Raw genomic sequence first — 12,500 nt, 5'->3', positions numbered from 1 at the left:
TTCCCGGGCTATATCCATCATCTCCCGATTAATATCCAGTCCCACCACGTTGAAGGAGTCGGTGAGGTACTGAGCATGGTTACCCGTACCACAGGCTACATCCAGAAGGTCATTTCCTGGGGATTGCTGGTGAAGTTCCACCATCTGTTTAATGAATTCTACCTCACCAGGGTAGTCCATCCACTGGTAGATGAGATCGTAGTAAAGGGCAAACTTACGATAAAGTTCCTGTTCCGACATTTTAGGTATTCCTCTAACCTATTTTCAGGATTATCAAGGTTTAAATGGCTTTATGCCATTTATCTATCCTTTTATTTTCAATATGAGCTGGGCCACATTATCTGCAAAACGCACTGCAGTCTGGATTCCTTCCGTGTCTTCTTCAGCCTCACCAGGCTGGTGGGCGAAGACCATGTTCCAGTAGGTGCTTCCGGGAACGATCATGTCGTTGATGAAGAAGAACATGAGCATCTCCTGTATTGTGGCGGTGTGACCACCCCTACGGGCCACAGCTATGGGACCTCCCACCTTCCAGGACAGGAAGTTTCCCGAGTTCATGCTGACCATTCCAATTCTCTGCAGGGCAGACATCAAATCACCACGGGCCGTTCCAAAGTACACCGGGGAACCAATGATGAAACCATCAGCTACCTTTAACTTTTCGATAATATCGTTGAGCCCGTCTTTAAGGGCGCACTGGTGCAGTTGGGCACACTTTCCACAGGCAATGCAGGAACGTATTTTCATCTGGCGCAGGGAAACAATTTCTGCCTCCAGGCCACTTTCTTCAATGGTCCGGGCACATTCTTCCAGGACCTGCATGGTGTTACTTTCTTTCCGGGGACTGGCACATAACATGAGGACTTTTTTCATGGTTTAAACCTCCAGAGACATTCTTTTTAGATTTTTTATTATTTTATTTATTATGGTATGGTTTTACATTTATTAGGATGAATTATTTTTTAGTTCACCATCTATTTGATCAAACCCTTTACAAATTCCCCCACACTCCGTAAAGATCCTTCACTTTCTCTCAAGTGGGAGTAAAACAGTTGCCAGGCATGAAACATGCCCTGCCACACTTCCATGTCTACTTCCACCTCTTTCTTAACTGCCACATCCCGGAAACGATTTATATCGCAGAGAAGGAGTTCACGACTCCCGGCCTGGATCAATAATGGTGGCAGTCCCTCCAGGTCTCCATATATAGGTGAAACCAGCCCATTGGAAGTGTTTTGTCCCTGCAGGTACCTATCCCGCATATCTTCCAGTGTGGAGTAGTTGATCCAGTCTTTTACATCTTTCAGGTGATTGTAAACTATCGGGAACTTAAAATCCACCACCGGGGACATGCAGACCCCTCCCAGTGGTAATTCTTCCCCCATCTCTTTCAGGGCAAGCAGGGTGGACAGGGCCAGGGTACCTCCCGATGATATTCCGGCAATAACCAGTTCATGGGCCTTGAAACCTTCATCGCGCAGCCAGAGATAGGATTCAACGCTATCTTTTACCGCTCCCGGGAAGGGGTGACCTGGTGGTAGGTGGTAATCAACACTGAAAATGGAAAAACCAGTGTATTTGGATATTCTCTGGCAGAGATCCTGATGTCCACGGGTGGATCCCCGGTTGAGCACTCCACCGTGAAGGAACAGAACAACCTTTCGAGTGCTGCTATGGGGGGTCACCATCCAGTAGGAAGGGACGGGAGCATCTGGTTCTGAAGTGATTTTTAGGGGGCCATGGGAACTGAAAGATAAAAAAAATTCATTAAAGTGTTCTGTATTATTATCCAGTCCACCTTTCGTGGGGTTGAACTGTTTTCCAATGATTTTAAGCAGGTCGTCAACGTTTTGGTTCATCTTTCAAAACCTTGCCCTCTAAAGTTTAAAGGATGTGAAATTTTTCTTAGTCTAGCCATTAACCCTTGGCACTGGTTTTTTGTGTCCAGATGAGGGGTTGGATAGTATGCATTCTCTTGAAAATTTATTGCCCCGGTATTAATCGAAATTAATAATTTATAGGATTGACAAATATAACTTTGAATTTAATTTTCGTTGTATTAATATTCACCAGAATTCGTTCACAATATTAAGTAAATCCAGGAACATACTAACCGAACATAAGAATAATTCTCAACAACGAATAATTAATATAATTCATGGATTAATAATATAAACAAAGCACAAAGAAATACCCTGACACCAATTATGAACAGTAATGAATGGTGTTGTCTTAAGAGGGAACGTTATGACTGATATAACTATTATGCTAGTGGAAGACGAGATTATCGTTGCTGCTGATGTTAAAAATCGACTGGAGAGTATGGGATATGAGGTTCTGGGGATTTTTGACACGGGAGAGGAAGCCATCCAGAGGGCCGGGGAACTGAGACCCAAACTGATTCTGATGGATATTGTTCTCAAGGGAGAGATGGATGGAATTGATGCTGCCCAGGAGATACGTGAGTTGTACGATATCCCTATTATATATTTAACTGCCTATTCTGATGAAAAAACACTGCAAAGGGCCAAGGTAACTGAACCCTTTGGTTACGTGCTAAAACCATTTGAGGATCGTGAGATCCAGAGTGCCATGGAAATGGCCCTGTACAAGCATGAAATGGAAAAAAAATTAAAGGCCAGCGAAGAAAAGTATCGTAAACTGGTAGAAAAGTTCCTACGTGTTTCCACGGAGATTTTAAATGAATTAAGTAAACCGGAATAGATTTTACTTTTATATTTTTTCTCAATCAATTTTTACTTCTATATCTTTTTCTAATTTTTTCCTTATCCTTTTTCCTTATCCTTTTTCCTTATCCTTTTTTTTATCCGTTTTTCCTAATCTTTTAAATCAATATTATTTCTTTCCAGAATAAGCCCTACTAGTTTTAAATATTATCCCTACTAGTTTGGAATATTTTTAAAGTAAAGATTTTTAGAAATTTATTATCTGTTTTTAGAGCTGTTAAATTCTTTATTTTTCTTTAATTGTTGCTAAAAATAATTTTTCTGCCAAACTGTTTTGAAAATGGATTTTCTAAGTGAATACTTTTCTTTTTATCCCTATACTTCCCTACATATGTAAACCACTCATTACTTTTAGTAAAGTTTATATAACATAATGTATAGTTTACTTTACATGAGGTGTAAGTTATGAATCTTAAAACTATACGAATAATCTTAACTGCAGCTTCCGGACTGGGAACTGTTTTATGGTTTTCCGGAATGATATTAGCTAACATTTACCTGGTTGTTGCTGCTCTTTTAATACTGGTAGTCATTATTCCCGTGGCCTATTCCAATAGGAACAATATGAAAGAGATATTTCAGGGGAAAGATGCAGCTATAGTGGATGATGAGAGAACACAGATGATCAATGAAAGGGCATCCAACATGACCATGGGGGTCTATTTAGCGGTGATGTTGTACATTGCGGTGATAATTGTCACCATGAGAAATGTTTATCCCCAGTACACCGTGGTGGGATACGCTCTATTTTTATCACTCATCTTTGCCCTGGCGTTATATGCCTTTGCACGATGGTACTACACTCGAAAGTATTAAAATGGAGATATGCAAAGTTTGCTGAGTGAAATAAATGAAAAATGAATTTAAAGGTTATAAAACCGGAGTGAATTTATGAACCGAAAAAATTACCAGTTTTTCCGTGTGCTGATCATCATTTTCGTGGCCTCCACAGTTGCCCTGGGTGTCTCCCTGGGGAGTCTGGTACTGGCAGGACTATCTTTTGGTCTGGGAATAGTGTTATCCATTTTCCTGCGCAGAAAACTGGATGAAGTAACTGAAGATGAGAGAACAAAGGTAATTGCAGGTGATGCGTCCCGGATGGCCATGATCCTGTTTCTCGTGGTGATAACCGCTGTGGGCATAGTTGTACTGGCACTGAAGAATGTTTTCCCCCAGTACACCCAGGCCGGGATCACCCTGTGTGATGCATCGGGATTGCTGGTTATCCTCTATACTGGAACCTACTGGTATTACAATAAAAAATATGGTTAAAATAGCTTTTTATGACTTATTTATGGTCATTTAATAGCGATTTGATAAAAAACAGTACTGGTTTGTGATGTTATGGAAAACAAATTGAAGGTTTACCGGGCCATGAATGAAATAACCCAGGAGGACCTGGCTCAGGCACTGGGAGTCACCCGTCAGACCATCATTGCCATTGAAAAAAATAAGTACGATCCTTCACTCAATCTGGCCTTTAAAATAGCCCGACACTTTAAAGTCCAGATTGAGGATCTTTTCATCTACAAGGATGAATAAAACTGCAAAGGGAAGGGCAATACAAAGAATAAATTGCGGGGAATGGTTATAAAAAATAATAAATTCACAATAATATTACAAAAGTATTACCAAAATATACCTTGTGGATAAAAATAATTTAAAGGATAATAATCGGGATAACAGGAGCTTAAATGAAACTTTTCAACTCGTATAAAGATAGGAATGACTATTTAAAACTGGTCCTGAAGATTGTCGTGGCCTTGGCTTTGATACAATTGTTCCGGGCGGCTATCTTTGGAAGTCTGTGGTGGGTGGTTAATCCCGGGGATAACATTACCCTCTTCCAGATGATCAATGGACTGGATTACCTGCTTGTGGGAATAATCCTTCTTTTATATTTCAGGCCCTCATTAAAAGATATCGGTTTAAATCAGGATGATATGGTTCTGCGAACCCGGATTTTCTATGGGTTGGCCTTACTGGTCCTGATAACCTTGATAATCATTCCCTACACCTTTGGGTGGGAGCTCCAGATCCTTATCCTGGGCCTGGTGTTTGGTCTCATCACACCCCTGTTTGAAGAGCTCCTCTTCAGGGGTTATATCTGGGGTAAGATATCACAATCCTCGGGAATGGTCCATTCCCCTACTCTGACCCTTGGTACAGTGACTTTACTTTTCATGGTATGGCACCTGGGATATCTGGATGTTTTAATCCTTCATCCACTGGCCCCCACTAATATCCCCTGGATAATGGTTTCAAAATTGGGAATTGGATTGGTTTTAGGGTTGATAGTCGGATATTTACGTCTTAAAACTGGTAAATCATATGCTTCAATATTGTTCCATGGTCTCTGGAATGTCTTTGCACCTTAATGGATTTTATACTGGGAATTGTAACTTGTGAAGTAACTTTGGAATTGTAACTTATTCGCCAGAAGGTAGCTTTAAAGGAGGTAACTTTAAAGCGGTAGATTTAGAGAGTCAGATTTAAAAATATGTAAAAAAAAGTTTAGCTTGATGTATTTAAAAAAGGGTTTACAAGATCCTGCGGTTGGGTTCAGGATTACATGAGTTATCTGGTGTCAGTTTCTTGGCTTCCTTAAGTTTAACCCCCATTTTTTCCAATACCGCACGAGTGTCCACTTTGGTGTTAACACATCCATCCCGCAGGAGGGGTACTCCCTGGCATGGGAAATTGGAGAGGTTCATCATTGCCAGATTGAGGTCCTGGAAGCAGGCCACCCCTATAACTGCCTTGAACTTGTTCTGTTCCACTATTTTCTTGAGGAAGGTTGAACCAGGGATTATAAAAACACGGAAACCCATTTTTTCCCCTTTATCCTTCAAAACACCGATCACGCAGCGTTTACAGTTTTTGCACACCAGGCCGGATGTTTCCAGTTTTGCCTCGCATTCCAGGTGCCGGAGGCAGTGTGGTAAAACCAGGATGGTGTCCTTGGGGTCTATCTTTTTAAAATGCTTTTCATTAACTTTGTTTCGAACTTCTACACCTATGTTATCTACAATTTTAGCGTTTACCCCTACGCTCTCTGAAAATTTCTTGAAGAGTCCGTAGAAAACATCCATGGTGAAAAGAAGTAGTTTGGGGAAAACAAGACGGTCCTTTTCAATAAGTATTCGGCCCAGTATAAGGGTGACTGATAATAGGATTAGGAGCAGGATTCCGGCTACTAAAACTACCTGGCCAAAAATTTGGTAAAATGCGGAAATGGTCATTTTTATCCTCTAATATTCATATTAGGCTTTTTATTTAGGCTTTAAAGAATCGTACATAACCTCATTGGTTATAGGAACATATCTTTAATTGGAGAATTTTTTTAGTATCATACCTGAAAAAATATGGTAAATCGAAAAAATTTAAGTAATTATCATTTATTTATCATCCTATATATAAACTGCTTATTAAGTAATCCCTAATTTTTCATAGCTTAAAACTAGGATGTTTCTCCGGGGAATTTTTCAATATTGAACTCTTTTAATGGGCCTTTAATCTCTAAACCCCCTTTTATTGCGGATATTTCAACTCCAGAAAGATCGTCACAGGCACACAGTATGTCTTGTTCAGGGTGGGTCCCGGGGGTGATGTTACAATCCAGGCGCACTTTTTCCCCGCAACTGGCCACCAGAGGTAGTCTCCGGGAGGTGGGATGATCGGAGGGTAAAACCACTAGTGGAGTCCCTATTTCCCTTAATAAAAAAATCAGTGACTTAATCCCTTCTTTACTCTTTGAAGTAGAGTCCAGGGCTGAAACTGCGATAATATCCTCTGGTTCCATGAACAGGACGATTTCCTCGTTATCGGGAGTTCCCATAAATATGTGTCCCTGGTGGGCGAACTTGGCTACTCCCACCATCCCTGATTTTCCCTTCAAAAAAATAATTTCATGGGCTTGAAGGGGGATTTCCTGGTCCATGTATAATACTCTGCTTGCGTTTATTCCAGTTCTGCCACATTGTCTGACTGGCAGGAAGGACACACTACTCTTCGTCCAATCCCATTAAATTCATTATCACAGTCCAGGCAACGATATCTCTTGGTTTTAAGCTTTTTCATTTTAATGTCAGCCATGGGGCCGCCTACAGTGCACATTGCATATCACCACCCATGTTTATATGATTCCCTGATATTAGTTTTTTTGGGTGGAAAATCACTCCAACCAGTCCAGGGGCATATTTTTATTCTATAAATCATATAGTAATAACACTTAAAACACTTCAAATAACTCATAAAACTTAATTAGCAGAATTTATATTTCTAGCGCGACGGTGAGACTATTGAAAAACCTGATTTTTCCATTTTCGGCTATTGTAGGTCAAGAAAAAGTTAAAAAAGCCCTGGTATTGAATGCGATCAATCCATCCATTGGGGGGGTCCTGATCAAGGGGGATAAGGGAACCGGGAAGACCACGGCAGTGCGAGCCCTGGCTGATCTTTTACCTCCACTGCAGGTTATTAAGGGATGTCCCTTTAACTGTGATCCGGATGATCCGGCTTCTTTCTGTGATTCCTGCCGAGAGGAATCAGAAATACAGGTGGAAGAAAAGAAAATGCGGGTGGTTGAACTGCCACTGGGAGCCACAGAAGACCGGGTTGTTGGATCTATTAACATTGAAAAAGCACTTAAAGAGGGTATGAAAGCACTGGAACCTGGTATATTGGCCGATGCTAATCGTAACATCTTATATGTTGATGAAATAAATCTTCTGGATGATAATCTTGTTGATGTTCTCCTGGATGCTGCGGCTTATGGAATAAATACTGTAGAACGTGAAGGAATTTCACTGGTACATCCTTCCAACTTCATACTGGTGGGAACCATGAACCCGGCTGAAGGGGAGCTCCGGCCGCAGTTATCAGACAGGATAGGCCTGCAGATCTCAGTGCAGAGTATAATGGATATTGAGGACCGGGTGAAGATCATGGAAAGAAGGGAGGCCTTTGAAAAGGATCCCCATGCCTTCCGGGAAGAATTTAAGGAATACCAGGACCAGATACTGGAAAACATTATTGAAGCCCGCACACTCCTCCCCCAAGTCCAGGTTTCACCAGAGATGATGAAGGTAATAGCCCAGCTATGCGTTGATATAGGTGTAGATGGGCACCGGGCAGATATCGCCATTTTAAAGACTTCAAAAACCTTAGCTGCATACTACAAACACCAGGAAGTGGAACCAATAGATGTGGAAGAGGCAGCTGCCCTGGTTTTAGGTGAAAGATTCCATAAAAAGTCACTGGATGAAGAAAAAATCAAAAAACAAATAAATAACGCGGTGAATGAAGTTTCACGTGATGAAACTGGGGATGATAAAAAAAAGTCCCAGAACCAGTAGAAATTGAACAGAAAAAGAGGGGTATGAAGCTTAAAACCCTGAAAAAAGAAGAGGAGAAGGTGGAATCCCAGGAAGAAGAAGTGGATGTTAAAAAACTCCTGAAAACTAAGGGGAAAAAGAAACAGCGCATTTATGGTAAACGGATGGATTCCAAGACTCAAAAAGGCCGTTACATAAAAAGCAAACTTCCTAAAGACTCTTCTGGAGATATTGCCATTGACGCTACATTGCGGGCGGCGGCAATGAGTTCAAATGGCGAAATTAAGGTCAAAAGTGAGGATTTGCGCCATAAAATCCGTAAACACGGTGCCAAAGCATCCATTGCCATGGTGGTGGATATCAGTGGGTCCATGTTCTCTGACCGAAAGGCCAATAAATTGAAGGGAATTTTAAACAGTGTAATTGAGGATGTTAACCGGCACCACGACCGTATAAGTGTGGTGGGATTTAAAGGGGAAAAAGCAGAGGTAATCATTCCTACCACTGGGCGGGCCACTTCTTTCCGGGAACAGGTGGATAACATCCGGGTTGGTGGAACCACCCCCCTGGCTGCCGGGATGCAGAAGGGCCTGGAGATTCTGGAGAAGGAGAAATTAAAGGCGGAATTTGTTCCCTTCTTACTGGTACTCTCGGATGGCATGCCCAATGTGGCCCTGGAAGAGGGTCCCATGAAGGACGCCCTTAATATCGCCGAGAAAATCAAGGAAAAAGAAATACACACCGTGATCATAAACTTTGAAAGGTCGGTGCGCTACGGTCATGAAGTGAACATGGAACTGGCCCTGGCTGCTGGGGGACGCTACTACGACCTGGAAGATTTAAAAGATCCTGCCGGAGCCATGGCCAAGTTACTGGAATACGAGCGGGAAAATCTTTAGATCCGGTGCAATCCGATTTAAATATCTTTTATTGACATTTTTTTTATTCTATCCTATTCAGCGGTCGCCCTATTAAAGATTTTTTTAAATCATTTTTTAAGGTGACCTAATAAAAAATTAAAAAAAAATTAAAAAAAGAAGCAGGTTTAAACTATTTTTAATGTCTGTAAAATCTGTTTATAAGCTTCTTCTGTCTGGTTCAGGGTAATAGGGCTGCAAATGTATTCAATGGTGTAGTAGTAATTATTTTTTTCAATGATGGTTGTTTTTTGGGCTGTGTTCTGGCTGTAACTTCCCATCTGGATGGCAGCGAGGTTGGAAACCCCTACGTTGACTGCTGATGAATTGCTGGTGTTGGTGATTAGAGAGGTGGCATTGGGTGCACTGATTAAACCCTGGGGTTTGGGCTGCATACTGACTATTATGAAAGCAGAAGCATCCTGGCCAGTCACTCCTGTGGTATATTTTAATGTAACTTCGGAGTAGATGGTGTTCTGACTGAAGTTCCCTATAACATGATCTTGTGCCCATGCATTAGGATATTGAAAGCTCATCTGGCCCTTCTGGAAACTGTTATTTCCATATAGGCTCATAGCAAAAACAAAGGCCAATACTACCACTAATATAACCACAGCCGCTAAAATCAGGTTTTGCCTTTCCATATTATCACTTGTATATATTTGTATTATATGAGGGAAATACTTTTAGGATGCACCATTCTTGGGGTTAATTGATGCTACATAAAATAAAATAAAAGAATCAACATAGTATTACCCGTACTAGGTGTAATAGATTGAGAATTACTGAGAGGGGTGCTTTACTTGGTGAAAGAGAAAATTCTCCTGGTGGAGGACGATGCCATAGAATCCATGGATATTAAGCGTACCTTAAAATCTTTTGGCTATGCTGTTCCTTTCACTGCTTCTCGCGGAGAAGAGGCTGTAAAAATTGCAAAAAAGGAAATGCCAGACCTTATTTTGATGGATATAGTATTGAAAGGGGAGATAGATGGTATTGAAGCAGCAACACAAATTAAAAAACTGGACATACCCCTAATTTTTTTAACAGCTCATTCTGAAGATGCAACAGTACAAAAAGCTAAACGTATAACTCCTTATGGTTATTTAATTAAACCTTATGATCCTTTTGAACTTAAACATGCTATTGAGCTCGCTCTTTATAAAAATAAGATGGAAAAAAAGTTAAAAAAAAGTGAAAAACGTTATAAATCTATAGTTGAGGCTGCTAATGAGGGGATATGGGGTACAGATGCTAATTTTAATATAAACTATGTTAACCCAAAAATGGCGGAAATTTTGGGATACAATGCCCGAGAAATTCTGGGAAAACCAGTGACCACTTTCATGTTTGACGAAGATATCCCGGTTTATGAAAAACAGATGAAAACTAGTATGGAAGGAGGTTCAAAGAATTACGAGCTACGCCTCAGACACAAAGATGGTTCAGAGGTTTTCACCCTGGTGGCAGTCACCCCCTTAGAAGATGACCCGGGAAGTTTCGATGGTTCATTTACCATTTTTACCGACATCACTCATCATAAAAAAGTTGAAAAACAACTTAAAGATAGTAAAATTCAATTAAATGACATCATTGAAAGTTCTCCAGTCTTACAATTTGTTATTGATAAAAATCACCAAGTTATCCACTGGAATCAGGCCATGGCGGATTACAGTGGAATTCCCTCTGAAGAAATTATGGGAACTCGTAATCACTGGAAAGCTTTTTATGATGAAAAAAGGCCCTGTTTAGCGGATATAATATTGGAATCGGATGTTTTAACACGGGATAAATGGTATTCTGGTAAATATGTTAAGTCGGATCATTTAAAAGGAGTCTTTGAAGTTGAAGACTTCTTCCCGTCCCTGGGAGAAACTGGGAAATGGTTACATTTTGCTGCGGCACCTCTCAAAGATTCGGAAGGTACCATCATTGGGGCTTTGGAAACATTGGAAGATATCACACCCCGTAAAATGACTGAATTAGCCTTGAAGGAGAGTGAAGAAAAGTTCCGTGTCTTATCTGATAATGCCCCCGTGGCTATTGTCGTTTACCAGGATGATAAAATAGTGTATGTCAATGAATTTGCTGCAAAAATAAGTGGATACAGTAAAGAAGAATTTTACAGCAGGAATTTTTGGGAATTCTTCCATCCGGATGACCATGAGTTGTTAAAAAGCAGGGGTGCTGCTGGGTTAAGAGGAGAAAGGGTCCCTAAAAAATATGAAGTTAGGTTTATTACTAAATTGGGAAAAACTCGTTATGTTGTTCTTTCTGCAGGTAAAATCATTTACGGGAGTAAACCAGCAGTATTAACTATTTTGGTGGATATAACTCATCAAAAAATGGTGGAAATCAGACTCAAAGAGAGTGAAGAACGTTTGATGATGGGTATGGGTATGGCCAAACTGGTTTACTGGGAATATGATACAGAGAGTGACTTGTTCACTTTTGATGATCGGTTTTATTCCCTTTATGGTACCAGTGCACAGAAAGAAGGAGGTTATAAAATGTCCTCCCAGGAATATGGGGAACGTTTCGTACCTCCGGAGGAACGAGGGTTGGTGGAAGAGGAAGTGGCTAAGGCCCTGGAAACTGATGACCCTAATTTTTCCAGCACCATCCAACACAGCATAATACGTGCCGATGGGGAGAAAAGATACATAATAGTGCGAATTAGAGTCTTACTGGATGAAAATGATCATAAAATAGGAACCAGGGGTGTAAATCAAGATATAACTGAAGTTATACTGGCTGAGAAGAATTTGGCAAGTTCTGAAAGTAAATACCGGGCCATATTTGATAATATTAAAAGTGCAGTGGCGGTCTACGATGCCATTGACAATGGTTCAAACTTTGTTTTTAAAGATTTCAATAATGCTGCCGAAGATATTGAAGATATCAAAAGGGGAGATGTTATTGGCCGTAGAGTAACTGAGATTTTTCCGGCAGTTAAGGAATTTGGATTATTTGAAGTATTGCAGAGGGTTTGGAAGACAGGAAAACCAGAAAAACATCCAGTTTCCATTTATAAGGATGAACGAATCCGGGGCTGGAGGGAAAATTACATATACAAACTACCATCTGGCGATATAGTGGCAGTTTATGATGATATGACCGAGGTAAAGCAGTATGAGGAAGAACTGGAGAAGAATCAAAATCGTTTAAGAAGTTTAGTAAGGATACTCCAGTATCGGGCTGAATCAGTTCAGGATTTCCTGGATTATGCTCTTGAAGAGGCCATTGGATTAACTGGGAGTAAAATAGGATATATATTCCACTACTTTGAAGATAAAAAGGAGTTAATTCTTAATACATGGTCCAAGGGGGTGATGAAAGAGTGCAGTATTACTGATGAACCTATGGTTTATAAACTGGAAAAAACTGGTATTTGGGGTGAAGCAGTACGCCAAAGAAAACCCATCATTGTGAATGATTTTCAGGCAGAACATCCCCTTAAAAAGGGTTACCCTGAAGGTCATGCCCCTCTTTATAAGTTC

15 protein-coding genes (2 of these 15 only partly in view) are annotated in these 12,500 nt (G+C 40.6%); 8 read left to right on the top strand and 7 right to left on the bottom strand.

The annotated features are described in order from the left end of the window. The 3 genes from CIT02_RS04830 to CIT02_RS04820 form a co-directional block, all read right to left on the bottom strand. Positions 1 to 240 carry the 5' portion of a class I SAM-dependent methyltransferase gene (locus CIT02_RS04830; RefSeq protein WP_292614529.1) on the bottom strand. 504 nt of this gene lie to the left of the window's left edge, so 240 of the gene's 744 nt are visible here — the first part of the coding sequence; it begins with the start codon at positions 238 to 240; its stop codon lies beyond the left edge, outside the window. A 63-nt stretch (positions 241 to 303) separates the two neighbouring features. Beyond that, positions 304 to 873: a flavodoxin family protein gene (locus CIT02_RS04825; protein WP_048071752.1), complete on the bottom strand. Its 570-nt coding sequence runs from the start codon at positions 871 to 873 to the stop codon at positions 304 to 306. A gap of 101 nt (positions 874 to 974) precedes the next feature. Next, on the bottom strand, positions 975 to 1,859 hold the full coding sequence (locus CIT02_RS04820) for an alpha/beta hydrolase (protein WP_292614525.1): 885 nt from the start codon (positions 1,857 to 1,859) through the stop codon (positions 975 to 977). Between the two features lie 388 nt (positions 1,860 to 2,247). On the opposite strand from CIT02_RS04820, the gene CIT02_RS04815 reads away from it, so the two are divergent. The 5 genes from CIT02_RS04815 (at position 2,248) to CIT02_RS04795 (ending at position 5,125) form a co-directional block, all read left to right on the top strand. Continuing rightward, positions 2,248 to 2,724 carry a response regulator gene (locus CIT02_RS04815; RefSeq protein WP_292614523.1) on the top strand — a complete coding sequence of 159 codons (477 nt, stop codon included), beginning with the start codon at positions 2,248 to 2,250 and terminating at the stop codon, positions 2,722 to 2,724. A gap of 428 nt (positions 2,725 to 3,152) precedes the next feature. Continuing rightward, positions 3,153 to 3,563, top strand: coding sequence for a DUF2178 domain-containing protein (locus CIT02_RS04810; protein ID WP_292614521.1), 411 nt, complete (start codon positions 3,153 to 3,155; stop codon positions 3,561 to 3,563). Between the two features lie 75 nt (positions 3,564 to 3,638). Next, the gene (locus tag CIT02_RS04805) at positions 3,639 to 4,019 is read left to right on the top strand and encodes a DUF2178 domain-containing protein (protein ID WP_292614519.1); all 381 of its coding nucleotides are present in this window, start codon (positions 3,639 to 3,641) and stop codon (positions 4,017 to 4,019) included. 72 nt (positions 4,020 to 4,091) lie between these two features. After that, positions 4,092 to 4,289, top strand: a complete 198-nt coding sequence (locus CIT02_RS04800; protein ID WP_292614517.1) for a helix-turn-helix transcriptional regulator — start codon at positions 4,092 to 4,094, stop codon at positions 4,287 to 4,289. A 152-nt stretch (positions 4,290 to 4,441) separates the two neighbouring features. After that, positions 4,442 to 5,125 (top strand): CPBP family intramembrane glutamic endopeptidase, encoded by a 684-nt coding sequence (locus tag CIT02_RS04795; RefSeq protein ID WP_292614516.1) that lies wholly within the window; start codon positions 4,442 to 4,444, stop codon positions 5,123 to 5,125. 162 nt (positions 5,126 to 5,287) lie between these two features. Here CIT02_RS04795 and CIT02_RS04790 read toward each other — a convergent pair whose 3' ends face one another. The 3 genes from CIT02_RS04790 to CIT02_RS04780 form a co-directional block, all read right to left on the bottom strand. Then, complete coding sequence (locus CIT02_RS04790; protein ID WP_292614514.1) at positions 5,288 to 5,989, bottom strand: DUF116 domain-containing protein; 702 nt, start codon at positions 5,987 to 5,989, stop codon at positions 5,288 to 5,290. A 218-nt stretch (positions 5,990 to 6,207) separates the two neighbouring features. Further along, a complete protein-coding gene (locus CIT02_RS04785; protein ID WP_292614512.1) occupies positions 6,208 to 6,687 on the bottom strand; it encodes a hypothetical protein in 480 nt (159 codons plus the stop codon). Positions 6,688 to 6,707: 20 nt separating this feature from the next. Then, positions 6,708 to 6,863 (bottom strand): hypothetical protein, encoded by a 156-nt coding sequence (locus CIT02_RS04780; protein WP_292614510.1) that lies wholly within the window; start codon positions 6,861 to 6,863, stop codon positions 6,708 to 6,710. Positions 6,864 to 7,048: 185 nt separating this feature from the next. Here CIT02_RS04780 and CIT02_RS04775 point away from each other — a divergent pair, with 185 nt between their 5' ends. Beyond that, positions 7,049 to 8,104, top strand: a complete 1,056-nt coding sequence (locus CIT02_RS04775; RefSeq protein WP_394340420.1) for an ATP-binding protein — start codon at positions 7,049 to 7,051, stop codon at positions 8,102 to 8,104. 23 nt (positions 8,105 to 8,127) lie between these two features. After that, positions 8,128 to 8,982, top strand: a complete 855-nt coding sequence (locus CIT02_RS04770; protein WP_292614506.1) for a VWA domain-containing protein — start codon at positions 8,128 to 8,130, stop codon at positions 8,980 to 8,982. A 146-nt stretch (positions 8,983 to 9,128) separates the two neighbouring features. Here the strand turns inward: CIT02_RS04770 and CIT02_RS04765 are convergent, their stop codons facing one another. Continuing rightward, entirely contained in the window at positions 9,129 to 9,644 is a 516-nt protein-coding gene (locus CIT02_RS04765) for a hypothetical protein (RefSeq protein ID WP_292614504.1), read from the bottom strand. A 162-nt stretch (positions 9,645 to 9,806) separates the two neighbouring features. Here CIT02_RS04765 and CIT02_RS04760 point away from each other — a divergent pair, with 162 nt between their 5' ends. Continuing rightward, on the top strand, positions 9,807 to 12,500 hold the 5' portion of the coding sequence (locus tag CIT02_RS04760) for a PAS domain S-box protein (RefSeq protein WP_292615039.1). 1,713 nt of this gene lie beyond the right edge of the window; the window shows 2,694 of its 4,407 coding nt (coding positions 1–2,694); its start codon is at positions 9,807 to 9,809; its stop codon lies beyond the right edge, outside the window.

Source organism: Methanobacterium sp. BAmetb5, from assembly GCF_003491305.1.
Taxonomy (GTDB): Archaea; Methanobacteriota; Methanobacteria; order Methanobacteriales; family Methanobacteriaceae; genus Methanobacterium.
Note: the sequence above shows the minus strand (reverse complement) of the source record. Positions and strands in the feature narration are given on the sequence as shown.